The following is a 26,851-nucleotide window of genomic DNA, read 5'->3' as shown; positions in this document are numbered from 1 at the left end:
GAGGGTGGTCGACAGGATCATGCCAGCCGCCCTCATGCGATGGGGGAAACATTGCGCAAAGAAGCTTCCTCGAAGAACCGGGTGGGTCCGCACGTCTCGAGCAGGGCTCTGCCGCTGATCGCACTGACCACCCTGGCGGCGCTCGGCCTTGCGGCATTGGCCATCTTCTGGGCCGTCCGCCAGAGCGATTCAGCCGCCATCGAGCGTCAGCTCCAGATGACGGAGCGGAGCATCAGAGGCATCGTGCGCGAGCTTTCGCTGCAGCAAGAGGTCGTCGCCGTTTGGGACGACCCGGTCCTCCAGCTCAACAAGACTCCGTTGGACACGCAATGGATCGACGAGAACCTGGGCTCCTGGCTCACCCGCACCTACGGTCACGACCAGGTCTACATCCTGAACGCGCAGGATGAGCCCGTCTTTGCCGCCGTCGATGGCGCTCCGGTCGAACCGCAGGCCTTCGGCCAGATCCAGCGGGATCTCGAAAGCCACCTGTCCGAAGTGCGGGCGGCGCCGAGGCCGCCTGCTCGAACCTCCCCCGAGCCTGCAGCGGACGGGAAGCATCTGACCTCGGGACGAGCCGTGTACGATGCCCATCTCCTGAAGCTGATCGGCCGGCCCGCGGCCGTGAGCGCCATGCGGATCGTTCCCCATTCGGACGCGGTGACGCAGGAGCCCGGGAGCGAGTTCGTTCTGGTCAGCGTTCGCTTTCTCGACGGCGCCTTCCTGCGGCAACTCTCCGAGAAGAACCTCATCGAGGGGCTGCGCTTCTCATCGACCGGGGACAAGGCGGGCGACGAGGTGTCGGTCCCGCTCACCTCCGATACCGGAAGCCGCATCGGCTACTTCGTCTGGAAGCCGGAGACGCCGGGCACGAAGATCCTCGGCATCATCGGGCCGGCCGGCGCGCTGCTCGGCGTTCTCATCCTTGTCCTCATGGGGCTGCTTCTGGGTTGGCTGGCGCGTGCGATGTCGGCCCTTCAGAGCATGGTCGTCGAACTCCGCGCCAGCGAGGCTCAGGCTCAGCACCTTGCCTTCCACGACGTGCTCACGAGCCTGCCGAACCGGGCTCTCTTCGACGACCGTCTCGATCAGGCCCTGGCCCGCACCCAGCGCGGCGAGAAGGTCTCCGTGCTGATGCTGGACCTCGACCGCTTCAAGCATGTGAACGACACATTGGGGCATCATGCCGGCGACGGCCTCATCCGGGAACTGGCGGGACGGTTGTCGAAGCTCCTGAGAAGCAGCGACACCCTCGCTCGCTTGGGCGGCGACGAGTTCGCGATCGTACAGACGGGAATCGCAGGCGAAGGGGATATCGAGGCTCTGTGCACCCGCATTCTCGCGGCCGTTCGCGAGCCGTTCGACGTTCTCGGTCACCAGGCCTTCGTGGGCGTCAGCATCGGCATCGCCCTTGCGCCCGAGGCAGGGACGGACCGTGTCGAGGTGATGCGCAAGGCCGATATCGCGCTTTACCGGGCCAAGGCGGAAGGGCGAGGCTGCTATCGCATCTTCACGGCCGCGATGGACGAGACCGTCAAGGTCCGCGGAGCCATCGAGGAAGAGCTCCGCGAGGCGCTGGCCACCGGCGTCGGATTGGAGGTGGCCTATCAGCCTCAGGTCGCGGGAGCCGGAAAGCCCATCGTCGGGCTCGAGGCCCTGGTGCGGTGGCGCCATCCGGGACGCGGCATGATCCTGCCGGATCAGTTCATCCCCGTTGCCGAGCAAACCGGCCTTATCGCGCAAATCGGGGAGCTGGTCATGCGCGATGCCTGTTCGACGTCGCGCCAATGGCCGAACCTGTTCATTTCCGTCAATCTCTCCCCGGTTCAATTCCGCGGCGAGGGCTTCGCGGAGCGAATGATCCAGATCGCCCGCGAGAACGGCACGGATCCCCGAAAGATCGAGCTGGAAATCACGGAGGGTGTCCTGCTCGACGACGAAGGCCAGACCGCTCAGACGCTGAAGGCTTTGCGGGAGGCAGGCTTCCGGATCGCGCTCGACGATTTCGGCACCGGCTACTCCAGCCTCGGCTATCTGCACCGCTATGAAGTCGACAAGATCAAGATCGATCGGTCCTTCGTGAACAGCCTGGGCAAGGAGGACAGCGCGACAGCCATCGTCAGCGCCATCATCGCCCTGGGCCAGGCGATGAAGCTGACGGTCACGGCCGAGGGCGTCGAGACTCAGGAGCAGGAGCGCTTCCTTCGCAGCGCGGGCTGCGATGAACTGCAGGGCTACCGCTACTCCAAGGCCCTGGACAGAGAGCAGGTCGCGCGCCTCCTCGATCCCACACCCCGTCTCGAGCAGAGGAGCGCCCTGACAATTGCGCCCTCGACCATCTAGAGCACTTTTCGGCGAAGTGGATCCGGTTCGCCGCCAAAAATGCGGCAGGCAAGAAAGAGATGGTTCCATGTCGATGGAATCATCTCTAGGGGCTGTCCGAACGCACCATCTGAGGCCGGACCGTTCGAGGGGGTCAGACGCAAGGCTGGCATGCACCTTCATGCGGCCGGTGCGGGGTTTCACACGGAACCGATCGCATCCTGCCCGGTTGGCTTTCATCCCCTCGAGCTTCAGGAACACCCATGCCGCGCTATTTCTTCAACGTGCATATCGGCACGGATGCCCTCCCCGATCCCGAAGGCCAGGACCTGCGCGATGCGGATCAGGCCTGGGAGGTGGCCAGGGCGATGGCGCAGAACCTGATGGGCACCGAATTCGATCAGCCGATCAACTGGGCCTCGGCGCATATCGAGGTGAAGGACGATCTGGACGAGATCGTAATGGAATTCCCCTTCCTGGAAGCCATCACGCCCGACCGGCTTTCGCACTGACCGTTCGAACGAAGCTGCGCCTCACGCCCGCCTCGCCGAAGCGGTGAACGGCCTGAGCTTCAGGCTCAAGGTTCTCCCGGCGAAGCGCGCCTTCAGGCGCGCTCCTCCCAGAGCTTGGCGAGCTCGACGATGGTGGCGACGGCCTTTTCCATGTCCTGGCTGCTGACGAATTCCAGAGGCGAATGGAAGGCGTGGCCGCCGGCGAAGATGTTGGCGCAGGGCAGGCCCATGAAGGACAGGCGCGAGCCGTCCGTGCCGCCGCGGATGCTGCTGCGCTGGGGCTCCATGCCGGCCCGGCGGATGGCCTCCACCGCGTATTCGACGATCTCCGGACGCTGATCCAGCACCACCTTCATGTTGCGGTACTGCTCCTTCACCGTGAAGGTGTAGGTGGAGCCCGGATAGTTCTCCATCACCTGCCTGGTGATGCTCTCCAGCAGCGCCTCCTTCTGCTTCAGCCCCTCTTCCGTGAAGTCGCGGATGATGAAGCTCAGGGCTGCCTTTTCCATCACGCCGGACATTCCGGTGGGATGAATGAAGCCGTCGCGTCCCTTCGTGGTCTCGGGCGCCATGTCCCGAGGCAGCCGCGCGACGATGTCGCCGGCGATCCTGACCGCGTTCTCCATCTTGCCGTAGGCATAGCCCGGATGGATCGCCACGCCGCGGATGGCGATCTCCACCGCATCCGCCGAGAAGCTCTCGTCCTCGATGGTGCCGGCGGCTGAGCCGTCCATGGTGTAGCCGAAATCGGCGCCGAGCTTCGTCAGGTCCACCTTGTCGACGCCGCGGCCGATCTCCTCGTCCGTGGTGAAGAGGATGCGGATCGCGCCGTGCTTCACCTCCGGGTTGTTCACGAAGAACTCGGCCGCCGCCATGATCTCGGCGATGCCCGCCTTATCGTCGGCGCCGAGCAGCGTGGTGCCGTCGGAGGTGACGATGTCGTGGCCGGTCATGTCCTTGAGCACGGGATGGTCGGCGACGCGGATGATCTGGCTCGGATCCCCCGGCAGGCGGATGTCGCCGCCCTGGTAGTTCCGCACGATCTGCGGCTTGACGCCCGTGCCGGAGAAGTCCGGCGCGGTGTCCATGTGGGCGCAGAAGCAGATGACGGGCACGTTGTTCTTGTGCGTGTTGGCCGGAATGGTGGCATAGACGTAGCCGTGCTCGTCGAGATGCGCGTCGGAGATGCCGATCTCGTGCAGCTCCTCCACCAGCAGGCGGCCGAGATCCTTCTGCTTCTCGGTGGAGGGCTGGGTGGGAGACTTGGCGTCGGACTGGGTGTCGATGACGACGTAGCGGAGGAAGCGGTCGGTGACGCTGGTGGCCATGGGGTTCTGGATCCAAACTGCGGAAGAGGCCCCCGACTTGTAGCGGGCCGGGGCCTGTCCGTGAATAGGCCTCCGAAAGATCCCCACCGGCAAAGAAAAAGGGCCCGAGGGGCCCTTTTTCCGTCGGGAGCAGGCGCTGCCCTGCCCTAACGTATCGTGATGCTCTATGCGGCCTTCACATGGGTGAGGAAGGCCTGCACCTCGCGGCTGAGATCGCCCGAATGCCGCGCCAGTTCCTGCGCCGCGCTCAGGACTCGGGTGGCGGCGGTGCCGGTCTGCCCGGCGCCCTGCTTCACGTCGAGGATGCTGCCGCTGACGGAGGCCGTGCCGTGCGCCGCCTCCTGCACGTTGCGGGCGATCTCGCCGGTGGCGGCCCCCTGCTCCTCGATGGCTTCCGCAATCGCCGCCGAGGTCTGGGACATCTGGCTGATGGTGTTGCCGATGTTCTGGATCGCGCTCACCGCCTCCCGCGTGGCCTGCTGGATCTCGACGATCTGCGCCGAGATCTCCTCGGTTGCCTTCGTGGTCTGGTTGGCGAGCTCCTTCACCTCCGAGGCCACCACGGCAAAACCCTTGCCCGCCTCGCCCGCGCGCGCCGCCTCGATGGTGGCGTTGAGCGCGAGCAGGTTCGTCTGGCCGGCGATGGTGTTGATGAGCGCGATCACCGCGCCGATCCGCTCCGCCATGCTGGCCAGTGCCTGCACGGTGGCATCGGTGCGGCGCGTCTCCTCGACGGCGGCGCCTGCGATCTTCGCGGAGTGGGAGACCTGGCTTGCGATCTCGCGGGTGGAGATCGACAGCTCCTCCGTCGCCGCCGCCACCGTCTGCACGTTCATGGAGGCCTGCTCGGCCGCGGCCGCGACACTCTGGGACTGCAGGTTGGTCTGCTCCGCGGTGGCCGCCATGGTCTGGGCGGTGGTCTCCATCTCCAGGGCCGCGGTGGTCAGCGTCTGGGTGAGGGCTGCCACATTCGCCTCGAACTGACGCGTCAGCTCGTCCAGGCGCTGGGCGCGCCGGGCCTGCGCATCGGCCTCGCCGGCATAGGCCCGGTCCGCCTCGTCCTTGGCGACCAGGGTGTCCCTGAACACCTGAACCGCATGGGCCATGGCGCCGAGTTCGTCCCTGCGGTCCTGCGCGGGCACCTCGATCTGCCGCTCCCCCTTTGCGAGAGCGTGCATCACGCGTCCGAGCGCCAGGATGGGCCGGGTGACGCTGCGCCCGATGAAGGTCGCAACCACCGCGATGAGCAGGACGATCACGGCGACGCCCGACATCAGCTTCAGCGCGGTGCTCCACACCTTCGCGGCGGTGTCATCCGTGTAGACGCCCGAGCCGAGGATCCATCCCCAGGGCTTGAAGCCCTTGACGTAGGAGATCTTGCCGACGGGCTCCTGCGCTCCCGGCTTCGGCCACAGATAGGGCACGAACCCCGCGCCGCTCTCCTTCACCTTCTCGACGAAGGCGACGAACAGGCGAAGCCCCGTGGGATCCTTGTTCTGCGACAGGTCGGCGCCGTTGAGCTCCGGCTTGATCGGATGCATCACCATGCGCGGATGCATGTCGTTGATCCAGAAATATTCCTGGCCGTCGTAGCGCAGCACCTTGATCGCTTCGGCAGCCGCCTTCTGGGCCGCCTCGCGCGTGAGGCGGCCGGCCCGCTCCTCGGCCTCGTAGTGCTCGAGGATGCCATAGGCCACTTCGACGACGTGCTTGGTCTTGACCATCTGCGCGCCGGAGATCTCCTCGCGCAGGTGGAACACGGCGACTGCGATGACGGCGGCGATGCCGAGCAGGGCCGTCAGGGTGATGGAATGAATTTTCGTTCCGATGCCGAATGTCTTGCGCATGGTCCCCCCGGTTCTGCGCCTGATATGGTTCTGATTGCGCGCTCCCGACGAATGCGAGCAATCCTGGTCCGACGGTCTCCATCGTCGCGGGAGCGGAACGCAACCATTTCCCGAAGCTGGTTAAAAAGCCGTTCACGTAACGGCACCCGAGGGGTCGCAAGGTCGCAGAAATCTTTGTGCCGCAGCACTGTTTCAGGGCCGGGGCAGTTGCCCGCCGGGCGGCCGGAGGGTCAGCGCACCGTGACCTGATCCTTGATCTTCTCGTAGACCGGGCGGCGGAGCACCTTCTTCCGCACGAGATCGTCCACGGACTTGTAGGGGCGCCCCTTGACGATGGCGCGGCCCAGCGCGCCGGCGCCCTTGAGGGAGTTGAGCTGCTCCAGGGAAGCGGTGTTGAGATCGACCGGGACGGTTGCAGGCGCAGGCGCGGCGGGTTCGGGGAGCGCCGCCTGCTTCGTCACCGCGCCGGTGACGCTCATGTCGAGGGCCGGAGGCGGCGAAGGCTCGCCGATGGCGGCCGCGTCCTGCGGCTGTGCCGTCGAGGATTGCTCCGGAACGGGAGCCGGCGCATCGGGAGAAGGGGCGCCGGGCGGCGTGGAGACGGAGGGCGGGGCAAACTCCTGCGCATCGGCCACCTGGATCCGGGCTGCGGGATCGGGCAGGGCCGCGAGCTGCTCGCGGGCCAGGGTCTGCGGCGGCGCGACGACGACCATGCCTTCCGCCGGCGGACCGCCGCTGCCGGAGGAGAGCCACAGGGCAAGCAATCCCCCGGCCATGAGCGCAGCCACCAGGAGAATGCGCAGGCCCTGGAGGATGGCATTGTCGCGATGCTCTCGGACGGTCCGGGTCGGGGACAGGTTGCCAATCCGCATGGAATCCTCGCGCATACTCAACGGCGACACCGCGATGGGCTCAAGCGCTAGACCGGGGATGTGGCACGGACGTGGCAATCGGCGCGCGCAAGGCCGCGTCCATGACTATTTCGGATAGGTGCGGGGATTTTCTGCACGAGCCGAAGCGCATCCGAAACGTCATCATCTTGCGAAACAAGCCGCGGGCGGCCAGGCCGTCCGCGGCTCGAAACGGTTACGCGGCAGGCCGCAGACCGACGACGGAAGCCGGGATCTCGATGTCGACCTCGAGGGTCGAGACGGAGGCGCCGCGATCCATCTTGATCTGCACCTTGTCCTGGGGCACCGCCATGTGCTTGGCGATCACCGCCATGATCTCCTCGCGCAGGATCGCCACGAGATCCGAGTGCGGGCCCACGACGGTGCGCTCGTGCGCCAGCAGCACCTGGAGCCGCTCCCGGGCGACGGGCGCCGACGTCTGGCGCTTGAAGAATCCGAACAGGCTCATGCGGCCCTCCGTGCGAAGAGTTTGCCGAAAAGGCCGCGCTGCTTCTGCACCTCGACGAGGGTCTCGCCCTTCAGCTTGCGCACCGCGTCGCAATAGGCGCGGGCCGGGGCCGAGTTCGGGCTGCCCAGGGTCACGGGCGCGCCGAGGTTGGAGGAGCGCAGCACCTCGGTGCTTTCCGGGACGATGGCGAGCAGCGGGATGGAGAGGATGTCGAGAACGTCCTCGACCTTCAGGATCTCGCCGCGCTGGGCGCGGGCCGCGTCGTAGCGGGTGAGCAGCAGGTGCTTTTCCACCTGCTCGCCCTTCTCCGCCTTCTCGGTCTTGGAGTCGAGCAGGCCGATGATGCGGTCGGAGTCGCGGATGGAGGACACTTCCGGGTTCGTCACCACGACGGCCACGTCCGCATGGCGCATGGCCATGGTCGCGCCGCGCTCGATGCCAGCCGGGCTGTCGCAGATGATCCAGTCGAACTTTTCGCGCAGGCCCGCGATGACGCGGGCGACGCCCTCCTCCGTCAGGTTGTCCTTGTCGCGGGTCTGGGAAGCCGGCAGCAGGTGCAGGGTCTCGATGCGCTTGTCGCGGATGAGCGCCTGATCGAGCCGGGCATCGCCCTTGATCACGTTGACGAGGTCGAACACCACCCGGCGCTCGGCTCCCATCACCAGGTCGAGGTTGCGCAAGCCCACATCGAAATCCACCACGGCCACCTTCTGGCCCGACTGCGCCAGCGCGGCGCCAAGAGCCGCGGTGGAGGTGGTCTTGCCCACCCCTCCCTTGCCCGACGTCACTACAAGAACCTTCGCCATCCTCGGATCTCCACCCATCGAATTCTGTTCATGCGACGCCATCGCCACCGGATCCCCGGAAGAGCCCGACCATGAACGAGAGTGGAGCCGGAGAGAGCTGTCGCGGTTATTTTACGCAACGGAATGGGAATCATTGCGCGCCTGTTATGGTTACCGCCCGGTTAAGATTTTTGCGGAAAGCCCGGTTTTTCCTGCAAAAAGGCAGTTTTCGGGCCGTGCCGCGCGATGGGGCGCTCCCGCAGCCGAGCCGCCCCGCCTCCATTGACCTTCGCCCCGGAACCCCTAGCCTTGGATGGCAAGACGGGAGATCCATCGATGCGGCACGGATGGCGACTTCTCTTGGCGGCCTTCGCATGGACGTGGGCCCCTGAATCGGTCTCGGCCCAGCAGACCACGACGCTGCGGGTCGGGCATTTCCCCAACATCACCCATGTGCAGGCCCTGGTCGCCCGCGCCTTCGAGCGGCAGGGGCGCTCCTGGTTCGCGCAGCGCCTCGGGCCGGGCGTGACGATCGAGTGGTACGCCTACAATGCGGGCCCGAGCGCCATGGAGGCGATCTTCGCCAATTCGCTCGACCTCACCTATGTGGGCCCGAACCCGGCGCTGAACGCCTATGCGCGTTCCCGCGGCGCCGAGGTGCGCGTGATCGCCGGCGCCGTGAACGGAGGCTCAGCCCTCGTCGTGCAGGGGGATTCCGCCCTGGCCAAACCCTCCGACTTCAAGGGCAAGCGCATCGCCACCCCGCAATTCGGCAACACCCAGGACGTGGCCGCCCGCGCCTGGCTTGTCGCCGGGGGCCTGCGCATCACGCAGACCGGCGGCGATGCCCAGGTGGTGCCCACCAGCAATCCCGACCAGCTCTCCCTGTTCCAGAGCAAGCAGCTCGACGGGGTCTGGACCGTGGAGCCCTGGGTCTCGCGGCTCGAAGCGGAGGCGGGCGGCAAGGTGCTGGTGGAGGAGAAGGAGGCGATCACCACGATTCTCGTATCGAGCGCCGCCTTCCTGGCGAAGGACCGGGATCTCGCCCGGCGCTTCGTGGCAGCCCATCGCGAGCTCACCGAGTGGATCCGGCAAAACCCCGATGAGGCGCAGCGCATGGCCCGCGATGAGCTGCAGGCCTCGTTCCGCCTCGACATGCCGCCCGAGCTCGTCGCGCGCGCCTGGAGCCGCATGACGGTCACGGCCGATACCTCCCGCGAGGCGTTCCAAGCCTTCGTGGACAGCGCCCAGAAGGTGGGCTTCCTGCGCGGCGCGCCCGACCTGGCGCGCCTGATCGAGGCGCCTTGATGGAGCCCTTCACGCCGGATTCCAGCGCAGCCCGCCCGGCGAAGCTCATCGTCGAGGGCGTGTCCAAGTGGTTCACGTCGCGCGCCGTGGTGCAGGCGCTCGACGACGTGTCGCTGACGATCGCGGAGGGCGAGTTCGTCTGCCTCATCGGCCCGAGCGGCTGCGGCAAGTCCACCCTCCTCGACATCATCGCCGGGCTGACGAAGCCGGATACGGGCCGGGTGCTCGCGGACGGGCGAACGGTGGAGGGGCCGGGACGGCAGCGCCTCGTCATGTTCCAGGAATCGGCGCTCTTTCCCTGGCTCGACGCCTTCGGCAACGTGATGTTCGGCCTGAAGCTGAGGCCGGATCTCACCAATGCCGAGCGCAAGGAGATCGCGCACCACTACCTGAAGCTCGTCGGCCTCGAGAAGTTCGAGCATGCGCACGTGCACGAGCTCTCGGGCGGCATGAAGCAGCGCGTCGCGCTCGCCCGCGCGCTAGCGCCCGACCCGCAGGTGCTGCTCATGGACGAGCCCTTCGGCGCCCTCGACGCCATGACCCGCGACCAGCTCTACGACGACATCCAGGGGATCTGGATGGAAAGCCGCAAGACCATCGTATTCGTCACGCACAACGTGCGCGAGGCGGTGTGCCTCGGCGACCGGGTGGTGCTCATGTCGCCCTCGCCCGGGCGCATCCAGCAGGTCTTCCGCATTCCCCTGCCCCGGCCGCGCGACATCAACAGCCCGGAACTGGCCGGCCATGCGTCGAGGATCGCCGCAGCCCTCAAGGGCACCCGCATGGAGGCCGCGTCCGAATGAAGCGCATCGCCGTCGCCCTCCTCTTCTTCGCCCTGCTCATCGGATTGTGGGAGCTTGCCGTTCGCAGCGGCCGCTGGTCCGCCGTGCTGCTTCCCTCGCCGATCTTCGTGGGCGAGTACATCTGGGGCGCGCTCCTCGACGGAACCCTCGTGGAATCCACCTGGGTCACCCTCAAGCGGCTTCTCATCGGCTATGCGGCGGGGGTTCTCATCGGGCTGCCGCTCGGGCTCCTCACCAGCACGTCGCAGCTCTTCGAGGACACCCTCGGCGCGCTCTCGCTCGGCTTCCAGACCCTGCCGAGCGTGTGCTGGGTGCCGCTCGCCCTCGTATGGTTCGGCCAGACGGAGGGCGCGATGCTGTTCGTGGTGATCATGGGCACCGTGTGGTCGGTGATCATCGCCACCGACCACGGCGCCCGCAACATCCCGCCGATCTATGCCCGCGCGGCGCGCACCATGGGCTCGGAGGGCTTCCACAAATGGACGCGGGTGATCCTGCCGGCCTCGCTGCCCTTCCTGGTCAGCGGCATGAAGCAGGGCTGGGCCTTCGCCTGGCGCTCGCTGATGGCGGCGGAGATCTACGTGACGATCCTCACCGGCTTCGGCCTCGGCCACCTGCTCCATTACGGGCGCGAGCTGAACGCCATGGAGCAGGTGATCGGGATCATGATCGTGATCGTGGTGATCGGCCTCGTGGTGGACCGGGCCCTGTTCTCCCCGTGGGAGAACTTCCTGCACCGGCGCTGGGGCACGAATGTGAGGCAGACGTGAGAGGATCCCGCGCTGCCCCAGCGCGGGATCCTTGCCCTTACCGCCCGCCGTGCTTCGGCGAGCCCGAATCCGCCCCGCCGGTCGGCGCGCCGCCGGTGCCGATGGAGCCCGCGGAGGGCGCCGGGCCGCCTGCCGGCAGGGTTCCGCCGGGCTGGAGGGGCGAGGACAGGCCGGAAGGCGCCCGCGGCGGATGGGCCGAGGAGAACCAGTGATCGTCGGAGGGGCTGCCGCCCGCCTGCGGCTCGGATCCACCCGCGCCGTGCAGCAGGGCATCGTCCCCCCGGACTCCTCCCCGGCTCTCCTGGCCGCTCATCTGCGCCCCGGAGCCCTGAGCGGCGGAGCCTGCGCCGGCCGAGGCCGCGCCGGCTGACGCATAGGTGCGGGCGCCGGTCGAGGACCGGTCCGTCGCACCGCGGCGCGAGCCTTCCAGGCTGCGGTCGATCACGCCGCCCTCGAGCGGGAACGGCGGCTGCGGCCGCCGCGGCGCCGGGCGCAGGGACCCGTCCGGCCGCGAACCCATGGCGCCGGAGCGGTTCATGCTCCACAGCAGGGCGCCCGCACCCACGGCCAGCGCGCCGGCCAGCACCCCGAACACCGTGCCCGTGGGCAGACCGTAGCGGCTCGGCATCATCGCCTGCGGCAGGTGCCAGCGGCCCGCCTCGTAGGAGGCGATGCGCTCGCGCTCGTACTCGCGCTGGAGGCTCTTGAGCTCGCTCGGGGAGAAGACGCCGCGGGCGACGATCATCACCCCGTTCTCCTCCAGGGTGAAGGCGTGGCGGATGGAGCCGGTCAGGTCCTTGAAATCGGCAGCCCAGTCGCGGCTGTCCTTGTCGGGGCGGGCCTCCAGCTCGTCGAGCCGGCGCAGGATCTCGTCCTGCCGGCTTTCCAGATCGGCCACGTAGCCTCCCGTGCGCTCATGCCCGCGCAGGGCCGGGTAGAGCACGTTCTGCTGCGCCGCGATGTGCCGCTCCAGCTCGTCCTGGAGATCGGCGAAGAGCTCGGCCCGGCTGTTCGGCCCCGTTCCGGTGGCGCGCAGCACCTCACGGCAGAGCTCCTCGATATTCGCGTGATCCGACACGACCATGTGCCATAGGTCCATGGATAGCCTCCTGTTGAGCCTTTGCCCTAATCAGGATGAACGGCTGGGACGGGAGGCTGTTCCGGCCCGGTGAGGAGATCGGGCGCGTCCTCCCGAAAGATCCGGGTGCCGCAAGGACGCCCGGATCGCGTGGGTCCGTCCCTAGCCGGGGGAGGAGAAGGCGAAATCGTCCGCCCGCAGCCGGGCAAGGCGCATGTCCTCGATGGTGATCGTGGACCCGGCACCATAGGTGATCACCACATCCTCGCCGGACTGCACGGCATGGTTCTCTGCGATCATCTCCTCGAACGACTCGTAGAACGCGGCCTCGATGATGATCGTATCCTCGCCCGGCCTGAAGTCGGTGACCCGGTCATGGCCGCCGCCTCGAACGAACGAGAACGAGAACTCGTCCTCGCCCGGGCCGCCCTTGAGGACGTCGTTGCCGGCGCCGTCGAAGATCAGGTCGTTGCCGCTGCCCGCGTCGATGGTGTCGCTGTCGAGCCCGCCCCGGATGGTGTCGGCGCCGTCGTTGCCGAAGATCCTGTCGCGCCCGGTCTGGCCCTGAAGATCGTCGTTGCCGCTGCCGCCCTTGACGGAGTCGTTGCCCGTGCCGCCGAGGATGAAGTCGTCGCCCTGCTCGCCCCGCAGGTCGTCCCTTCCGTCGCCGCCGCGGATCAGATCGCCGCCGCCGCGGCCGAGGATCTTGTCGTTGCCGTAGCCGCCGAACAGGAAGTCGTTCTCGCCGCCGCCCTTGATGGAGTCGCTGCCGTTGCCGCCCCAGATCCATCCCTGCCCCGCCTTCAGGAACAGGGTGTCCCCGCCGTTGCCGCCGGAAAGGAAGTTGTACTGGGCCGTCCCTCGCAGGGTGTTGTCACCGCCGGTGCCGCTGAGAACGAGCGGCGTGACGTTCTCGGGCAGCCAGATCCCGTCGACCATGGCCCAGGCCTCGTTGTCGTCGGTGATGTTCGCGCCGGCGGAGGTGATCAGGACGTTGGGGCCGTCGGCGCCGTCATGGACGCCGAGCCTCAGGGACGGGAGGGGCTGGCCCGCCCCGCCGAGGGTCATCGTGACGTTCCCGACGATGTCCTCCTCCGTGTAGTCGCCGACGCGGGGCTGCTCGAAGAAGAAGTCGATCCCGGGCGTTCCGTTCGGCAGGTTGAACTGCGTTCCGGGCGGCGCGCTCTGGGCGATCTGCAGAGCCTCGCCGGAGAGAGCGAGATAGCCGGTGACGAGCTGGCCCTCCTTGTATTTTCCGACATTCGCGCCGTAGGCCGGGTCGACGAGGGACAGGTCGCTGATGTTCTGGTTTTGCCAGAAGCCCTCGACGCCTCCGTAGAAGATGTAACGCAAGGTGGACATGTGATCTCCATTCGATGGAGCAACACGGATGCCGTGCGCCGCCGCGCGAGCCGGAAAGCGCTTCCTGTTGTGCTGTCGGTAGAGCCGCGTTCCTCAGGAGCCCCGCAGACTTGTCTCAACCCGATGTAAGGTTGTACAGGTGCGAAAAAGGGTTAGCCCCTTTCGGGTAAGGAGGCCCTCTTTATTGCCCTTCCGAGCCGACATCGCGGCCGGGACCGTGTAGGCTCGAGCACCATTCGACGAATCGACGGATCATCATGAGCGCCTCCATCAGCCCAGCCGCGGAATCCCGATTGACGACCTACGAGGACGTCTGCGCCGCGGCGCAGCGCATCGAGGGAGTAGCGCATCGCACCCCGGTGCTGACCTCCCGCACCGCCGATGCGCGCACCGGCGGCCGGCTGTTCTTCAAGGCGGAGAACCTCCAGCGCTCGGGCGCCTTCAAGTTCCGCGGCGCCTACAACGCCATCGCGCGCCTGTCTCCGGAAGCGAAGCGGCGGGGCGTGGTGGCCTTCTCCTCCGGCAATCACGCTCAGGCCATCGCCTATGCCGGCCAGCTTCAGGGCGTGCCGACCGTCATCATCATGCCGCGCGACGCAGCGGCGATAAAGCTCGCCGCCACCAAGGGGTACGGCGGCGAGGTGGTGCTCTACGACCGCTACACGGAAGACCGCGACGCCATCGGGCGCAGGCTCTCCGAGGAGCGGGGCCTCACGCTCATCCCGCCCTACGACCACGAGGACGTGATCGCCGGCCAGGGCACGGCGGCGAAGGAGCTGATCGAGGAGGTAGGCCCCCTCGACATTCTGCTCGCCTGCACCGGCGGCGGCGGGCTGCTCGCAGGCTCCGCGCTCTCCGCCAGGGCGCTCTCGCCCGCGTGCCGGATCTACGGCGTCGAGCCGGAGGCGGGCAACGACGCGCAGCAATCGCTCCGCTCAGGAAGCATCGTGAAGATCCCCGTTCCCTCCACCATCGCCGACGGGGCGCAGACGGCCTATGTGGGCGCCAAGACCTTCCCGGTGATGCGCGCCCTCGTCGACGACATCCTCACCGTCTCGGATGCGCAGCTCGTGGAGACGATGCGCTTCTTCATCGAGCGCATGAAGATCGTGGTGGAGCCCACCGGCTGCCTCGCCGCGGCCGCCGCGCTGCACGGCGTCGCGCCCTGCGAAGGCAAGCGCGTCGGCATCATCATCAGCGGCGGCAACGTCGACCCGCTGGCGCTGGCGAAGTTCCTGGCGGGATAGTCTGACAGGCGGACAGGTTTCAGTGTCGCTCCCGTCCCCGGACATGATCCGGGGATTGGCTCCGGTCCTCCCGATGATGCGGAGGCGCCGCACGATCCGGCTCAGGCCTTCACCGCGAGGATGGCGTAGCGATGCTGCGTCGCGCGCTCGAGGCCCTTGAGCAGCGGCAGGTTCTTCGCCTGCTCGCGATGAATGTCCCTCAGGTTGCGGTCGATGGCGATCTGCGCAAATCCCGCCTCGCGCAGGAGCGCCGCCACCTCCTGCGCCCGTGCGCCCTTGGAGAAGTAGACGCGCTTCAGGATGCGCTCGTGCATCTCGCGCAGGCCGTTCGGCGCATGCGGCGCGCCGGCAAGGCCCGGCAGAATTCTCTCGACGAGGCGGATCGCGCGTCTGACGAGGGTGTCCGACACGAAATCGCCGTCCACGATGAGAAGCCGCCCGCCGGGCCTGAGCAGGGAATGCCACTCGCGGAACGCCGCCTTCGGGTCGACCAGCGTCCACACCAGATGCCGCGTGACGAGCACGTCGTAGCTCTCCGGCTTCTCCAGCGTGCGCTCCGCATCGCCCATGACGAAGCGGATGGCGGCGCCGCGCCGGGCCGCCTTGGCGCGCGCCTGGGCGAGCATCGCCTCCGACCAGTCGAGGCCCGTGACCTCGAAGCCCAACCCGTACAGCAGATGGGAGATCACGCCCGTTCCGCTCGCAAGGTCGAGGGCGCGGCGCCCCTCGCCGGAGCCGAGATGGCGCAGGAACAGGTCGCGCCAGGCCTGCCGTTCCGCCTCCGAGAAAATCTCGTGCCCCACCTGCTCGTCGAAGGTGGGGGCGCGCAGGGACCAGTAATCGCGGATCTCGTCGCGAAGGGTGTAGTTCGCCGTCATGAAGGTCAGCTGGTTGGTGGGGATCGCGGCGTTCCTCTAGGGCGAAAACGAACAACCGTCAAACTATAATGATTATAAACTATAGAATAGAACAGTTACAAACTAGGTGAATTACATTGGGATTAAAGTAATTCTAAAAGATATTTCTTGCGCTCAACTCGCAGGAGCCATAGGAGGGCACCGCTCTCCAGACTCCTTGCGAGGCTCACGATGCCACTGCCCAGACTGCTTTTCGGCGCCGCCCTGGCGCTCGCCGCTTTCCTGCCCCTTCCGTCCCATGCCGCCGACACCATCACGGTCACCGACATCGCGGGCCGCAAGGTCGAGGTGAAGGCGCCGGTCGAGAAGGTGATCCTCGGCGAGGGCCGGCAGATGTACTTCGTCGCCGCCCTCGACACGGACCAGCCGTTCAAGCGCGTGGTCGGCTGGCGCGACGACCTGCAGAAGGCGGATCTCGACGGCTACAGGGACTACCTCGCCAAGTACCCGCAGATCGACAAGATCCCCACCTTCGGAGGCTTCAAGGAGGGCACCTTCGACGTGGAGCAGGCCGTCTCCCTCAGGCCCGACGCGATCATCCTCAACATCGAGGCGAAGACCGCCACCGACGACGCCAAGCTCATCGAGAAGCTCGCCAGGATCGGCATTCCCGTGGTCTTCGTCGACTTCCGCGAAAAGCCCTTCGAGAACACCGATGCCAGCATGCGCCTCATCGGCAAGCTCTTCGGCAAGGAGACGCGCGCGGAGGAGTTCATCGCGTTCCGCAAGGAGCAGATCGAGCGCGTGACGCAGACCCTCGCCAAGGCCAATCCCGCCCAGCCCCTCGTGATGATGGAGCGCGCAGGCGGCTATTCCGACGATTGCTGCATGTCCTTCGGCAACGAGAACTTCGGCAAGTTCGTGGAGGTCGCCGGCGGGCGCAACCTCGCCGCCAAGATCATCCCCGGCACCTTCGGCGTCGTGAACCCTGAGCAGATCATCGCCGCCAACCCGGACCACGTGATCGTCACCGGCTCGAACTGGGAGCTCTACGTGCCCGGCGGCGCCTGGGTGGGCGTCGGCTCCGGCGCCGACAAGGCCAAGGCGCGCGCCAAGCTCGCCGGCCTGATGAAGCGAGCGGCCTATACCGGCGTGAAGGCGGTGAAGGACAACAAGGTGCACGCGATCTGGCACCAGTTCTACAACAGCCCCTACCAGTTCGTCGCCATCCAGGCGATGGCCAAGTGGCTGCACCCGGAGCTGTTCAAGGACCTCGATCCCGAGGCCACCATGAAGACGCTCTACGAGCGCTTCCTGCCGGTGCCCTACAAGACCGGCTACTGGGTCTCCCTCACCGACAAGGAATAGGCTCTTGGCCCACTCTCCCGCCATTGCCATTCGTGAGGGACGCGGTGCCTACCGCGTCCTCGTGCAGCGCAAGAAGCTCGTGCTTCTTGCGCTCGGGCTCGTTCTCGCCCTGTCCGTGATCGCCGATCTGGGCTTGGGACCCGCGCGCTATTCCATGCGCGAGGTCGTGCTGGCCCTGATGGGCTCGCCGGAGGTCTCGCTGCAGATCAGCGTGGTGATCTGGGACATCCGCATGCCGGTGGCGCTGATGGCGGTGATCGTCGGCGCGGCGCTCTCCGCAGCGGGCGCGCAGATGCAGACCATCCTCAACAACCCGCTCGCGAGCCCCTTCACGCTCGGCATCTCGGCGGCGGCGAGCTTCGGCGCCTCCGTCGCCCTCGTGTTCGGCATCGGCTTCCTGCCCTGGGCCATCGACTACGTGGTGTCGCTCAACGCGCTGCTCATGGCGCTCGCCGCCGCTCTCTTCATCCATTTCATGAGCCAGCGCCGCGGCGTGACCGTGGAGACCATCGTGCTGCTCGGCATCACCCTCGTCTTCACCTTCAACGCCCTGCTCGCCCTCGTGCAGTATCTCGCCTCCGAGCAGGCGCTCGCGGCGGTGGTGTTCTGGACCATGGGCAGCCTCACCCGCGCCACCTGGCCGAAGCTCGCCATCACCACGGCGGTTCTCGCGGTGTCCCTGCCCCTCTTCATGCGCCGCGCCTGGGCGCTCACGGCGCTGCGGCTCGGCGACGACAAGGCGGCGAGCTTCGGCGTCAACGTGCGCTGGCTCCGGCTCGAGACCATGATGATCATCAGCCTGCTCGCCGCCGTGCCGGTGGCCTTCGTGGGCACCATCGGCTTCATCGGCCTGGTGGGCCCGCACATCGCCCGCATGCTGGTGGGCGAAGACCAGCGCTACTTCCTGCCGGCCTCGGTGCTGTCGGGCGCTGCGATCCTCTCGCTCACCTCGGTCGTCAGCAAGTCCATCGTGCCCGGCACCATCTTTCCCATCGGCATCATCACGGCCCTCGTGGGCGTGCCGTTCCTGTTCAGCCTGATCATGTCCACCCGGAGGCGCGCATGGTAGCGACCCTGCAACTCAACCAAGTCGGCGTCCGCTACGGCAAGCAGGAGGTGCTCTCCGGCGTCACCACGCCGGTGCTGAAGGGCGGCGAGGTCACGGCGGTGATCGGCCCGAACGCGGCGGGCAAGTCGAGCCTGTTCCGGCGCATCGCGGGCCTGCTCGACGGGCCGGGCGAGATCCGCCTCGGCAACGGCGCGTCCCCGTCGCCTGCGCCCCATGTCTGCTACATGCCGCAGGACACCTCCGTGAACACGGTGCTCACCGTGTACGAATCCGTCCTGCTCGCCCGCAAGCAGGGCGCGCCGCGCAAGGTGACGGACGAGGATCTCCAGGAGGTCGACCGCGTGCTCTTCAGCCTGCGGATCGAGCCCATCGCGTTCAAGGGCCTGAACGAGCTCAGCGGCGGCCAGAGGCAGCTCGTGTCGCTCGCCCAGGTGCTCGTGCGCGAGCCGAGGATCCTGCTCCTCGACGAGCCGACGAGCGCCCTCGACCTGCACCGGCAGGTCGAGGTGCTGGCGCTGATCCGCTCCCTGGCGCGCGAGCGCGACATCTGCGTGGTGCTCGCCATCCACGACCTCAACCAGGTGCTGCGGGTGGCCGACCGGGTGATGGTGATCGATGCGGGCACCATGGTGGGCTGCGGCCCGGTGGAGGACGTGATCACCTCGACCCTGCTGCAGAACATCTACCGGGTCGACGGCCGCATCGAGCGCTGCTCGCGCCTGTGCCCGCACGTGATCATCGACGGGCCGATCGGCCAGGCGTGATGGAGCAGGCGGTCCTGGGCAGCCTCGCACCAGCCCGGCTGCCTATACCGGGATCCTCTCGAATCAGGAAATCCCGTGCATGATCCTTGGAATGCCTGAACGCCGATCGGACGAGCGGTTCGCCACCGTGCTGGAAGGATGGATCGGGGATCCCGAACGCAAGACGCGCATCGAGTGCTCGGTTCTGGACCTGTCGCTTTCCGGCGTGCGCCTTGTGATTCCCGGCTCCGCGGACGTGCCTCTGGAATTCGAGCTGCAGATCCCCGACGCCCGTGCAGCAGCCATGGCGCGGCTGATCTGGACGGACGGAATCCATTACGGCGCACAATTCACGGGCTGAGACAGCGTCCGCGCTCCGCGCGCTTCACTCTTCAGGCCGGGTCGAGGCTGCTCAGGAAGAGAGACCCCTGAAGAAAGAGGCGCTCCAGGAGCGCCTTCAGAATGTCATGGGGCCATGATGTAGAAGTCTTTGAAGGTCAGCTTCAGGTTCGGATCGATCTTGGCGAACTCGACGGCCGATCTCGAACCGGTCCCATCCGGATCGTAGTACAGCGAACCCGTGTCCTTGTTGTAGATGATGCGGTCGTTCGCGTCGTGCGCCGCGGTCCCCGTCCAGAAGGCACTCGCCTTCATGTCCCGGCCGGCAGAACCCACGCCCTTGAAGACCGCCGTCGACAGAACGATCGTGTCATACCTCACGCTGAAATCGGTGATCGTATCGACATTGGATCTCGATGGAGTCCGGGTGAACACGAAGGCATCATAGCCGCCGTGACCGGTGAGGACATCGCGGCCGGCTTCGCCCAGAATGAAGTCGTCGCCGCTGCCGCCCCAGATCGTATCGTTGCCCGTGTAGCCCCACAGCGAGTCGTTGCCCCGGTTGCCCTGGATCCAGTCGTTTCCGCCACGCCCGTCGATCGCGTCGGCGCCGCTCCCGCCGAAGATTTCGTCGCCACGGGCAGTTCCGGTCGTTTCCCCGTCCGCGTAAATAGTCGCCATGTCCCAGCCTCTCATCCGCTGCAGTAAAGTGCATCGAGCCTCGGCCGCTCGCCCTTTCCGAAGAGGCGAAGCAGTTTCAGGCTCGCTTGGAGGCTATCTTGTGTAGGAAAAGATGGCGTGTGAGGGCGCACATGGCGGGCTGCAGGAAAGAGAACCCTCGTGAAAAGACGGCATGGCCCGCAGCGGGTCGAATGACAGACCCTATTCCTAGTAATAAGAAGAAAAGGGCCGCGCCCAGTCCTGAGTTTGACTGTGTTCGCGACCCTTCGACCGTATTTGCCCCTACGGCGACCCTCTCTTAAAACAAGGTTTACAAGCCCGCAAGCCAAAATAGTTTGCAAATAAACCAAGTCTTGCGTCAGAATAGCGCAGAAATTCGCTTGACACGCCCAATTCCAATCTCTAGATGCCACATTTAAGACATAATACTACACAAATAGATAGGTTTACCGACCTTTTATTTGCCCCTACGGGTCGGCTCCTTGAAGCGCCCCTGCAAAGCGGGCGCTTCTTTTTTTGATTCCGCTCCCTGCCGGCATGCGCGAGGCCGTCACGAGGCCCCCTGCGGGGCGAAGAAGCAGATGATGGCCCGCGTCCGCGGCTCCTCGCAGAGATGGAACTTGGCATCCGGCGACATCTTGGTGTGGTCCTGCCCGATCAGGCGCCCGTCCCAGAGCCGCCATCCCTCGGCGGTCTGGGTGACGGTCTCGCCCCGCCCCTCGATCAGCTCGCGGCAATCCCGGTCGTCGCAGCACCAGTGCGGGTACCAGCCATGGGCGAGAGCCGGCGCGCCGATCAGGCAGGCCGCCGCAAGCACCATCCATCGCCTTCCGACGGCCATCGGGGCACGCCTTTCCCGAGGCGTCCGCCTCGTCCGACCAGCTTGCCCTTGATCTTGGCGCGCGCCCCTGGGCCCGTCCAGCCCTGCCCCAGCGGCAGGGTCCGGCCCGTTCGAGGCCGGACCTAGCCGTCGGCCCTCAGGAACGGCTCGACCTTGCCCTTGAGCTTGATGGTCATGGGGTTGCCGAAGCGGTCCTTGGCGTTGCCGGCGGTGACGCGGACCCAGCCCTCGCTGACGCAGTACTCGTCCACGTTGGTTTTCTCGACCCCGTTGAAGCGGATGCCGACGCCCTTCGCGAGCAGCTCCTCGTTGTAATAGGGGCTGTCCGGGTTCGAAGACAGGCGGTCGGGAAGCGTGTCGGTCATGCGGGGATCTCTCCGGTCGGGTTCGATGGGCCGGCAACCTACCCCTTCGGCCTCCCGATGCCAATTCCGGCCTCCCCCTGCGTGACAAGTCTGGCGGGATGTCCTACTTTCGTTGAACGCCCCAAGGGAACACTCCTGGGGCAGGACGACAATCCGCGGCCTACGCGGAAGCGGTTTCAGGGAGAGAAAGACTTGTCGGCGGCAACGGACGACATCCATACCGACTTTTCCGAGAACATGAGCTATGGGGACTATCTCCGGCTCGACACCCTCCTCTCCGCCCAGTCGCCGCTCACCCAGGAGCACGACGAGCTTCTCTTCATCACCATCCATCAGGTCATGGAGCTGTGGCTCAAGCTCCTGAACCGGGAGCTCGACACGGCGCTGGCCCATATCCGCGCCGACGAGCTCCAGCCCGCCTTCAAGTGCACCGCCCGCATCAACCGGATCCAGGAGCAGCTGATCCAGGCCTGGACCGTGCTCTCCACCATGACCCCTTCGGACTACCTGAGCTTCCGCCCGGCGCTCGGCAAATCCTCCGGCTTCCAGTCCTGGCAGTACCGTCTCGTGGAGTTCAAGCTCGGCGCCAAGGAGGCGGCGAAGATGGCGCCGCACCGGCACCGCAGCGACCTCGCCGAGCAGCTCGAGGCCGCCTACCGCGCCCCGAGCCTCTACGACGAATCCTTGCGCCTGCTGGCCCGGCGCGGTTACGCCATCCCGGCGGAGGTGCTCGAGCGGGACGTGACCCAGCCCTACGCGGCCCACCCGCAGGTCGAGGCGGCCTGGGAGGAGATCTACCGCCACGCGGGCGAGCATTTCGACCTCTATGAGCTCGCCGAGGAGCTGGTCGACCTGGAGGATGCGTTCCAGCAATGGCGCTTCCGCCACATGAAGACCGTGGAACGCATCATCGGCATGCGCAGCGGCACCGGCGGCAGCAGCGGCGTGGCCTATCTGCGCAAGGCGCTGGAAAAGTACTTCTTTCCCGAACTCTGGTCCGTGCGCGGCAAGCTATAAACCGGTTGAGAGCATCATGCTTGATCTTCGTTCCCAGTTCTCCCGCTTCCTCGGCGCCGAGCCGGACCGGCTGCATTTCGCAGCCCACAGCCATCACCCCTGGCCGGACGTGACCCGCGAGGCGCAGGTGCAGGCCTGGGACGACGCCGCGCGCCTGATGGACGACAAGTGGGAGCACGTCCTGGGTCCCGTGCTCGACGAGTTCCGCGGCCACGTGGCCGGGCATCTCAACCTGCCCGATCCCGAAACCATCGCGGTGGCGCCGAACACCCACGAATTCCTCAAGCGCATTCTCTCCTGCTTCCCGTCCGACCGCCCCGTGCGCATCCTGACCTCGGACGGCGAGTTCCACTCCTTCACGCGCCAGATCGCGCGCCTGGAGGAGGAGCGGCTCGTCGCCGTGACGCGCGTGCCGGCCGAGCCTTTCGCCACCTTCGAGGACCGCTTCCACGCGGTGGCGCAGCAGGGCTTCGACCTCGTCTTCGTCAGCCAGGTCTTCTTCAACTCGGGCTTCGCCCTCGACGGGCGCCATCTCGCGGAATGCAGCCGCGAGGGCGCGATGATCGTGATCGACGGCTATCACGGCTTCATGGCGCGGCCGACGGATCTCGGCAGCATCGCCGAGCGCGTGTTCTACATCGCAGGCGGCTACAAATACGCCATGGCCGGCGAAGGCGCGTGCTTCATGCACTGCCCGCCCGGCTGGGGCCTTCGCCCGCGCGACAGCGGCTGGTATGCGGCCTTCGGCAACCTCGCCAACGCGCAGAGCGGACAGGTCGCCTACAGCGACGACGGCTGGCGCTTCATGGGCGCGACCTTCGACCCGTCAGGGCTCTACCGCTTCAACGCGGTGATGCGCTGGCTCGCGGACGAAGGCATCACCCCGGGCATCATCCATGCCCATGCCAAGGCCCTGCAGCAGCATTTCCTGCGCCGCATCGAGGGCTCCGCCCTGTTCGAGCAGGCCTCCCTCGTGGTGCCGGCCGACGAGGTGCGCCGCGGCAACTTCCTCACCTTCCAGACGCCCGCCGCGCAGGCGATCCACAACGACCTGAAGGAGCTGCGCGTGGTGACGGACGTGCGCGGCCAGCGCCTGCGCCTCGGCTTCGGCATCTACCAGACCGAGGAGGAGGTGGACGACCTCGTGCGGCGCATCGACGAAGCGGGCGCGCTGGAGTCCCTGCCCGCCAATGCCTCCTCGGCGGCCTGATCCTTACAGCCCCACCATCCTCATGCCCGCTTCCGGATAGCGCGTGCCGGCGGCTGCGCCCGGCGGGATGATGCGGTCGATGCGGGCGAGGTCCTCGGGCGTCAGAGAGACGTCGAGGGCGCCCACATTCTCCTCCAGGTAGCGGCGGCGCTTGGTGCCGGGGATCGGCACGATGTCCTCCCCCTGCGCCAGCACCCAGGCGAGCGCAAGCTGCGAGGGCGCGCAGCCCTTCTCGCGGGCCATGGCCTCGATCTCGCGCACCAGGTCGAGGTTCTTCCGGAAGTTCTCGCCCTGGAAGCGCGGCGAGTTGCGGCGGAAATCGTCTTCCGCGAGATCGTCCACGCTCCTGATCTGCCCGGTGAGGAAGCCGCGGCCGAGGGGCGAATAGGGCACGAAGCCGATGCCCAGCTCGCGCAGCAGGGGCAGGATCTCGTCCTCCGGATCGCGGCTCCAGAGGGAGTATTCCGTCTGAAGGGCGGCGATGGGATGGACGGCATGGGCGCGGCGGATGGTCTGCGGGCCGGCCTCCGAGAGGCCGAGGAAACGCACCTTGCCCTGGCGCACGAGATCCGCCATGGCGCCGACCGTGTCCTCGATGGGCGTGTCGGGATCGACCCGGTGCTGGTAGTAGAGATCGATCACGTCGACCTTCAGCCGCCGCAAGCTCGCCTCGCAGGCCTGGCGCACGTAATCCGGCTTGCCGCTGATGCCGAGGCGCTCGCCGTTGGGCCCGCGCACATTGCCGAACTTGGTGGCGAGCACCACCCTGTCGCGCCGGTCCGCGATGGCGCGGCCGACGAGTTCCTCGTTGCGGCCGACGCCGTACATGTCCGCCGTGTCGAGGAAGGTGACGCCGAGCTCGACGGCGCGGTGGATCGTGGCGATGGATTCCGCCTCGTCGCCGCTGCCGTAGAACTCCGACATGCCCATGCAGCCGAGGCCGAGGGCGGATACCTGCAAGGGGCCGAGCCGGCGCTGCTGCATGGGAGATCTCCGGTTGCTGTGGACCAGAGGTGAACTGGCCTTCGCCCAACCGGTTTCAAGCCGCGAGGCGCGATCTCAGGGGGCGGTCACGCCGGAGCGGTTGAAGAGAAGAGCGCCCGGATGAAGGCGCATCGCCTCCTCCGTACAGGCCTCGGGACCGAGACGGCCGCGCAGGCGCGGATAGCGCCGGGCGAGATCGGCGAGGGTGACGTTCGCCGCGACGCGCGGATGGGCGACGCAGAGGGCGCCGTCCCTGCCCCAGGCGGCCTCGAACGGCAGCGGATCGACCGCTTCGGGAAGCTGGATCCCGAAGCGGTCGTAGACGTCGATCACCGTGCCGTCGCGGGTGGTCGCATCATCGTCGCCGCCGTAAGCCGCGCGCAGCATGTGGATGCAGGCCGCATGGAGATCGCGCATGGGCGCATCCGCTCTGTCGTCCCACGGACGGTAGCCCATGAGGATGCACTTGCCCTCCGCCCCGCTGGTGCAGGTGAAGGCGATGCCGCTCTCGTTCAGGAGCGGCAGGCCGAGGCGGCGCCCTCGGGCATCGGGCAGGCAGGCCTCGCGGCTGCCCTGCCCCGCAGCCTCCTCGATCAGCAGATGGTAGAGAACGAGCGGCTCGCCCGAGGCCGGGTGCTCCTCGTGCACGGAATCGATCAGCACCCGCAGGGTCTCGCCGCCCTCCTTGATGACGAGGCGCGCGCCGACGAGGGCCTCGCGGGCCAGCACGCGGCCATCGTCGAGACGCAGGCGGAACTCGCCCCGCGCGATCTCGAGGCGGCCGCCTGCCGCCTGCGCCGGCTGCAGGGCGGTCAGGTTCGCCGCGAAGGCGAGAGCCGCGATGAGGAAGCGGAGCGGCATGGCGATGCGGCAGAGGCCGGCCTCTTGTGGATGCAGGCCTCCGCCTCTCCGTCACCGGAGGTCGATGCGTTCGCCATCCTTGAGGATGACGATCACAACTTCGGCAGCAGCATCTTCTCCCGTGCCGTGGAGAGCGACGCCGTTGATGTTACGGCCATTCATGTTGCGGCCGTTGATGTTCCGCCCGTTCAGGCTGCTGCCGTTGATGTTGCGGCCGTTGATGTTTCGGCCATTGTCCAGGGTCAGCGCACCGACCTCCGGCGCCGCATAAAGGCCCGACGCCAGCAGGAGAGGCAAGGCATAGAGAAGCTTCATATCAGATGTCCTCTTAGGCCCCTTGGTTGAAAGTGTCCTTTTCAGACATTCTTGTGAAACTTTATATCGTCAAGAGGCCACAGGACCTCAATGAACTTCCGGTTGAAAAAATGACCTTTGGGAAAGGCGTGTGCTTCAGCGCACATGGCCCGTCGGAAGGCTTGGCCTTTCAGGAGCCCGCAACGGTCACACGGCCTGCCCGGCGCACCAGCCGGAGGACCAGGCCCATTGGAAGTTATAGCCGCCGAGCCAGCCGGTCACGTCGACCACCTCGCCGATGAAGTAGAGGCCGGGCACCGCCTTGGCCTCCATGGTGCGGGAATCGAGCTCGCGGGTGTCGACGCCGCCGAGCGTCACCTCCGCCGTGCGGTAGCCCTCCGACCCGGCGGGCTTGAAGCGCCAGCGGTTCACCGCATCCGCCACGGCGCGCAGCCGCTTGTCGGAATAATCCGCCAGATGGGCGGGGCCTTTCTCGGTCTCGGCGACGAGCTGCGCCAGCCGCTTCGGGAGAAAGGCCGCGAGCGCCGTCTGCAGCGCCTGACGCCCGTTCTGCGCGCGGGCGGCGCGCAGCTCCTCGAACAGGTCGACGCCCGGCAGGAGGGAGAGCTCGATCTCGCCGCCCTCGCGCCAATAGGACGAGATCTGCAGGATCGCAGGCCCGCTCAGGCCGCGATGGGTGAAGAGCAGCGCCTCCGAAAACCGCGTCCTGCCGCAGGCCGCCACCGCATCGACGGCGACGCCGGCGAGGGGCGCGAGCCGCGCCAGCATGGTGGGCTCGAGCGTCAGCGGCACGAGGGCAGGCCGTGTCTCCACGACCTTCAGGCCGAATTGCTCCGCGAGATCGTAGCCGAAGCCGGTGGCGCCCATCTTCGGAATGGACTTCCCGCCCGTCGCCACCACGAGCGAACGGCACTGCACCGCGCCTTGGGAGAGCTGCAGCGCGAACCCTTCCGAGGTCCTCTCGACCGATCGCACGGAGGTGGAGAGGCGAAGCTCCGCCTGCGCCTGCCGCATCTCGGCGAGCAGCAGGTCGACGATCTGCTTCGAGGAGCCGTCGCAGAAGAGCTGGCCCAGGGTCTTCTCGTGATAGGCGATACGATAGCGCTCCACGAGGGCGATGAAGTCGGCTTGCGTGTAGCGGCGCAGGGCCGAGATGCAGAAGCTCGGATTCTGCGAGATGTAGTTCGCCGGAGCCGCATGGAGATTGGTGAAGTTGCAGCGCCCGCCGCCGGAAATGCGGATCTTCTCGCCGGGCTTCGCCGCATGGTCGATCACCAGCACGGAGCGACCGCGCTTGCCGGCCTCGGCCGCGCACATCATTCCGGCCGCGCCTGCGCCGAGCACCACAACGTCGTACCGATCCAAGAGAAATCTTCCTGAGCGCCGTCCAGGCCGATAAGGGCACGCCTCGACCGAGGGCTTCCGGTCCTGCGAGACGCTCTCAGTATGCGGCCGGAGCCGTCGATGCAAGCGGCTCACG

Annotated in this window: 27 protein-coding genes; 12 read left to right on the top strand and 15 right to left on the bottom strand. The window is 67.0% G+C overall.

Features of this window, described 5'->3' with window-relative positions; genetic code table 11:
* The first annotated feature begins 51 nt into the window (after nt 1–51).
* On the top strand, nt 52–2,343 hold the full coding sequence (locus GR303_RS14290; RefSeq protein ID WP_161722925.1) for a putative bifunctional diguanylate cyclase/phosphodiesterase: 2,292 nt from the start codon (nt 52–54) through the stop codon (nt 2,341–2,343).
* Between the two features lie 242 nt (nt 2,344–2,585).
* The gene (locus GR303_RS14285; protein WP_161722924.1) at nt 2,586–2,834 is read left to right on the top strand and encodes a DUF6894 family protein; all 249 of its coding nucleotides are present in this window, start codon (nt 2,586–2,588) and stop codon (nt 2,832–2,834) included.
* 92 nt (nt 2,835–2,926) lie between these two features.
* Here the strand turns inward: GR303_RS14285 and pepT are convergent, their stop codons facing one another.
* The 5 genes from pepT to minD all read right to left on the bottom strand — a co-directional run bounded on the left by pepT (nt 2,927) and on the right by minD (nt 8,174).
* Nucleotides 2,927–4,162 carry a peptidase T gene (gene pepT / locus GR303_RS14280; protein WP_161722923.1) on the bottom strand — a complete coding sequence of 412 codons (1,236 nt, stop codon included), beginning with the start codon at nt 4,160–4,162 and terminating at the stop codon, nt 2,927–2,929.
* Nucleotides 4,163–4,326: 164 nt separating this feature from the next.
* The gene (locus tag GR303_RS14275) at nt 4,327–6,009 is read right to left on the bottom strand and encodes a methyl-accepting chemotaxis protein (RefSeq protein WP_161722922.1); all 1,683 of its coding nucleotides are present in this window, start codon (nt 6,007–6,009) and stop codon (nt 4,327–4,329) included.
* 230 nt (nt 6,010–6,239) lie between these two features.
* Entirely contained in the window at nt 6,240–6,881 is a 642-nt protein-coding gene (locus GR303_RS14270) for a ComEA family DNA-binding protein (protein ID WP_246205545.1), read from the bottom strand.
* 214 nt (nt 6,882–7,095) lie between these two features.
* Nucleotides 7,096–7,368, bottom strand: coding sequence for a cell division topological specificity factor MinE (minE, locus tag GR303_RS14265; RefSeq protein ID WP_161722921.1), 273 nt, complete (start codon nt 7,366–7,368; stop codon nt 7,096–7,098).
* Nucleotides 7,365–8,174 (bottom strand): septum site-determining protein MinD, encoded by an 810-nt coding sequence (gene minD / locus GR303_RS14260; RefSeq protein ID WP_161722920.1) that lies wholly within the window; start codon nt 8,172–8,174, stop codon nt 7,365–7,367. Before minD ends, minE begins: the two co-directional genes overlap by 4 nt.
* Nucleotides 8,175–8,513: 339 nt before the next feature.
* Here minD and GR303_RS14255 point away from each other — a divergent pair, with 339 nt between their 5' ends.
* From GR303_RS14255 to GR303_RS14245, 3 genes are read left to right on the top strand one after another with little or no spacing between them, the layout of a single operon-like run.
* Nucleotides 8,514–9,461, top strand: a complete 948-nt coding sequence (locus tag GR303_RS14255; RefSeq protein ID WP_246726446.1) for an ABC transporter substrate-binding protein — start codon at nt 8,514–8,516, stop codon at nt 9,459–9,461.
* A complete protein-coding gene (locus GR303_RS14250; protein WP_161723100.1) occupies nt 9,461–10,264 on the top strand; it encodes an ABC transporter ATP-binding protein in 804 nt (267 codons plus the stop codon). The genes GR303_RS14255 and GR303_RS14250 overlap by 1 nt, the downstream gene beginning before the upstream one ends.
* Nucleotides 10,261–11,034: an ABC transporter permease gene (locus GR303_RS14245; RefSeq protein WP_161722918.1), complete on the top strand. Its 774-nt coding sequence runs from the start codon at nt 10,261–10,263 to the stop codon at nt 11,032–11,034. Before GR303_RS14250 ends, GR303_RS14245 begins: the two co-directional genes overlap by 4 nt.
* Nucleotides 11,035–11,071: 37 nt before the next feature.
* Here the strand turns inward: GR303_RS14245 and GR303_RS14240 are convergent, their stop codons facing one another.
* Both GR303_RS14240 and GR303_RS14235 read right to left on the bottom strand, forming a co-directional pair.
* Entirely contained in the window at nt 11,072–12,133 is a 1,062-nt protein-coding gene (locus tag GR303_RS14240; protein WP_161722917.1) for a hemerythrin domain-containing protein, read from the bottom strand.
* A gap of 141 nt (nt 12,134–12,274) precedes the next feature.
* Nucleotides 12,275–13,474: a calcium-binding protein gene (locus GR303_RS14235; protein WP_161722916.1), complete on the bottom strand. Its 1,200-nt coding sequence runs from the start codon at nt 13,472–13,474 to the stop codon at nt 12,275–12,277.
* A 257-nt stretch (nt 13,475–13,731) separates the two neighbouring features.
* Between GR303_RS14235 and GR303_RS14230 the strand changes: the two genes are divergently transcribed.
* Entirely contained in the window at nt 13,732–14,721 is a 990-nt protein-coding gene (locus tag GR303_RS14230; protein WP_161722915.1) for a threo-3-hydroxy-L-aspartate ammonia-lyase, read from the top strand.
* A gap of 101 nt (nt 14,722–14,822) precedes the next feature.
* On the opposite strand, the gene GR303_RS14225 is transcribed toward GR303_RS14230, so the two are convergent.
* Entirely contained in the window at nt 14,823–15,599 is a 777-nt protein-coding gene (locus tag GR303_RS14225; protein ID WP_161722914.1) for a class I SAM-dependent methyltransferase, read from the bottom strand.
* A 210-nt stretch (nt 15,600–15,809) separates the two neighbouring features.
* Between GR303_RS14225 and GR303_RS14220 the strand changes: the two genes are divergently transcribed.
* The 4 genes from GR303_RS14220 to GR303_RS14205 all read left to right on the top strand — a co-directional run bounded on the left by GR303_RS14220 (nt 15,810) and on the right by GR303_RS14205 (nt 19,119).
* Nucleotides 15,810–16,946 carry an ABC transporter substrate-binding protein gene (locus GR303_RS14220; RefSeq protein ID WP_161722913.1) on the top strand — a complete coding sequence of 379 codons (1,137 nt, stop codon included), beginning with the start codon at nt 15,810–15,812 and terminating at the stop codon, nt 16,944–16,946.
* Nucleotides 16,947–16,950: 4 nt separating this feature from the next.
* Complete coding sequence (locus GR303_RS14215) at nt 16,951–18,015, top strand: FecCD family ABC transporter permease (RefSeq protein WP_161722912.1); 1,065 nt, start codon at nt 16,951–16,953, stop codon at nt 18,013–18,015.
* The gene (locus tag GR303_RS14210) at nt 18,009–18,779 is read left to right on the top strand and encodes an ABC transporter ATP-binding protein (protein WP_161722911.1); all 771 of its coding nucleotides are present in this window, start codon (nt 18,009–18,011) and stop codon (nt 18,777–18,779) included. Before GR303_RS14215 ends, GR303_RS14210 begins: the two co-directional genes overlap by 7 nt.
* Before the next feature lie 91 nt (nt 18,780–18,870).
* On the top strand, nt 18,871–19,119 hold the full coding sequence (locus tag GR303_RS14205) for a PilZ domain-containing protein (protein WP_161722910.1): 249 nt from the start codon (nt 18,871–18,873) through the stop codon (nt 19,117–19,119).
* A 104-nt stretch (nt 19,120–19,223) separates the two neighbouring features.
* On the opposite strand, the gene GR303_RS14200 is transcribed toward GR303_RS14205, so the two are convergent.
* The 3 genes from GR303_RS14200 to GR303_RS14190 all read right to left on the bottom strand — a co-directional run bounded on the left by GR303_RS14200 (nt 19,224) and on the right by GR303_RS14190 (nt 20,984).
* Nucleotides 19,224–19,778: a calcium-binding protein gene (locus GR303_RS14200; protein ID WP_161722909.1), complete on the bottom strand. Its 555-nt coding sequence runs from the start codon at nt 19,776–19,778 to the stop codon at nt 19,224–19,226.
* A gap of 550 nt (nt 19,779–20,328) precedes the next feature.
* Nucleotides 20,329–20,619: a hypothetical protein gene (locus GR303_RS14195; RefSeq protein WP_161722908.1), complete on the bottom strand. Its 291-nt coding sequence runs from the start codon at nt 20,617–20,619 to the stop codon at nt 20,329–20,331.
* Between the two features lie 122 nt (nt 20,620–20,741).
* Nucleotides 20,742–20,984: a DUF3297 family protein gene (locus GR303_RS14190; protein WP_161722907.1), complete on the bottom strand. Its 243-nt coding sequence runs from the start codon at nt 20,982–20,984 to the stop codon at nt 20,742–20,744.
* Nucleotides 20,985–21,176: 192 nt separating this feature from the next.
* On the opposite strand from GR303_RS14190, the gene kynA reads away from it, so the two are divergent.
* Both kynA and GR303_RS14180 read left to right on the top strand, forming a co-directional pair.
* Entirely contained in the window at nt 21,177–22,001 is an 825-nt protein-coding gene (kynA, locus tag GR303_RS14185) for a tryptophan 2,3-dioxygenase (RefSeq protein ID WP_161722906.1), read from the top strand.
* A 16-nt stretch (nt 22,002–22,017) separates the two neighbouring features.
* Nucleotides 22,018–23,211, top strand: a complete 1,194-nt coding sequence (locus GR303_RS14180; RefSeq protein ID WP_161722905.1) for an aminotransferase class V-fold PLP-dependent enzyme — start codon at nt 22,018–22,020, stop codon at nt 23,209–23,211.
* Nucleotides 23,212–23,214: 3 nt separating this feature from the next.
* Here the strand turns inward: GR303_RS14180 and GR303_RS14175 are convergent, their stop codons facing one another.
* From GR303_RS14175 to GR303_RS14160, 4 genes are all read right to left on the bottom strand, one after another.
* Entirely contained in the window at nt 23,215–24,195 is a 981-nt protein-coding gene (locus GR303_RS14175) for an aldo/keto reductase (protein ID WP_161722904.1), read from the bottom strand.
* A gap of 75 nt (nt 24,196–24,270) precedes the next feature.
* Entirely contained in the window at nt 24,271–25,056 is a 786-nt protein-coding gene (locus GR303_RS14170; RefSeq protein WP_161722903.1) for an ADYC domain-containing protein, read from the bottom strand.
* A gap of 51 nt (nt 25,057–25,107) precedes the next feature.
* Entirely contained in the window at nt 25,108–25,371 is a 264-nt protein-coding gene (locus GR303_RS14165; protein ID WP_161722902.1) for a hypothetical protein, read from the bottom strand.
* 186 nt (nt 25,372–25,557) lie between these two features.
* The gene (locus tag GR303_RS14160; RefSeq protein ID WP_161722901.1) at nt 25,558–26,736 is read right to left on the bottom strand and encodes a BaiN/RdsA family NAD(P)/FAD-dependent oxidoreductase; all 1,179 of its coding nucleotides are present in this window, start codon (nt 26,734–26,736) and stop codon (nt 25,558–25,560) included.
* Nucleotides 26,737–26,851 lie beyond the last annotated feature (115 nt).

Origin of the sequence: Microvirga arsenatis, assembly GCF_009910705.1 — a bacterium.
GTDB lineage: Bacteria > Pseudomonadota > Alphaproteobacteria > Rhizobiales > Beijerinckiaceae > Microvirga > Microvirga arsenatis.
This window is presented reverse-complemented; position numbering and strand designations above follow the sequence as displayed.

What these genes read in the sequence shown, in the direction of transcription:
- GR303_RS14285 (WP_161722924.1), top strand. Translation starts at nt 2,586, where the DNA reads ATGCCGCGCTATTTCTTCAACGTGCATATCGGCACGGATGCCCTCCCC.
- pepT (WP_161722923.1), bottom strand. Translation starts at nt 4,162, where the DNA reads ATGGCCACCAGCGTCACCGACCGCTTCCTCCGCTACGTCGTCATCGAC.
- GR303_RS14275 (WP_161722922.1), bottom strand. Translation starts at nt 6,009, where the DNA reads ATGCGCAAGACATTCGGCATCGGAACGAAAATTCATTCCATCACCCTG.
- GR303_RS14270 (WP_246205545.1), bottom strand. Translation starts at nt 6,881, where the DNA reads ATGCGGATTGGCAACCTGTCCCCGACCCGGACCGTCCGAGAGCATCGC.
- minE (WP_161722921.1), bottom strand. Translation starts at nt 7,368, where the DNA reads ATGAGCCTGTTCGGATTCTTCAAGCGCCAGACGTCGGCGCCCGTCGCC.
- minD (WP_161722920.1), bottom strand. Translation starts at nt 8,174, where the DNA reads ATGGCGAAGGTTCTTGTAGTGACGTCGGGCAAGGGAGGGGTGGGCAAG.
- GR303_RS14250 (WP_161723100.1), top strand. Translation starts at nt 9,461, where the DNA reads ATGGAGCCCTTCACGCCGGATTCCAGCGCAGCCCGCCCGGCGAAGCTC.
- GR303_RS14245 (WP_161722918.1), top strand. Translation starts at nt 10,261, where the DNA reads ATGAAGCGCATCGCCGTCGCCCTCCTCTTCTTCGCCCTGCTCATCGGA.
- GR303_RS14240 (WP_161722917.1), bottom strand. Translation starts at nt 12,133, where the DNA reads ATGGACCTATGGCACATGGTCGTGTCGGATCACGCGAATATCGAGGAG.
- GR303_RS14235 (WP_161722916.1), bottom strand. Translation starts at nt 13,474, where the DNA reads ATGTCCACCTTGCGTTACATCTTCTACGGAGGCGTCGAGGGCTTCTGG.
- GR303_RS14230 (WP_161722915.1), top strand. Translation starts at nt 13,732, where the DNA reads ATGAGCGCCTCCATCAGCCCAGCCGCGGAATCCCGATTGACGACCTAC.
- GR303_RS14225 (WP_161722914.1), bottom strand. Translation starts at nt 15,599, where the DNA reads ATGACGGCGAACTACACCCTTCGCGACGAGATCCGCGATTACTGGTCC.
- GR303_RS14220 (WP_161722913.1), top strand. Translation starts at nt 15,810, where the DNA reads ATGCCACTGCCCAGACTGCTTTTCGGCGCCGCCCTGGCGCTCGCCGCT.
- GR303_RS14210 (WP_161722911.1), top strand. Translation starts at nt 18,009, where the DNA reads ATGGTAGCGACCCTGCAACTCAACCAAGTCGGCGTCCGCTACGGCAAG.
- GR303_RS14205 (WP_161722910.1), top strand. Translation starts at nt 18,871, where the DNA reads ATGCCTGAACGCCGATCGGACGAGCGGTTCGCCACCGTGCTGGAAGGA.
- GR303_RS14200 (WP_161722909.1), bottom strand. Translation starts at nt 19,778, where the DNA reads ATGGCGACTATTTACGCGGACGGGGAAACGACCGGAACTGCCCGTGGC.
- GR303_RS14195 (WP_161722908.1), bottom strand. Translation starts at nt 20,619, where the DNA reads ATGGCCGTCGGAAGGCGATGGATGGTGCTTGCGGCGGCCTGCCTGATC.
- GR303_RS14190 (WP_161722907.1), bottom strand. Translation starts at nt 20,984, where the DNA reads ATGACCGACACGCTTCCCGACCGCCTGTCTTCGAACCCGGACAGCCCC.
- GR303_RS14180 (WP_161722905.1), top strand. Translation starts at nt 22,018, where the DNA reads ATGCTTGATCTTCGTTCCCAGTTCTCCCGCTTCCTCGGCGCCGAGCCG.
- GR303_RS14175 (WP_161722904.1), bottom strand. Translation starts at nt 24,195, where the DNA reads ATGCAGCAGCGCCGGCTCGGCCCCTTGCAGGTATCCGCCCTCGGCCTC.
- GR303_RS14170 (WP_161722903.1), bottom strand. Translation starts at nt 25,056, where the DNA reads ATGCCGCTCCGCTTCCTCATCGCGGCTCTCGCCTTCGCGGCGAACCTG.
- GR303_RS14165 (WP_161722902.1), bottom strand. Translation starts at nt 25,371, where the DNA reads ATGAAGCTTCTCTATGCCTTGCCTCTCCTGCTGGCGTCGGGCCTTTAT.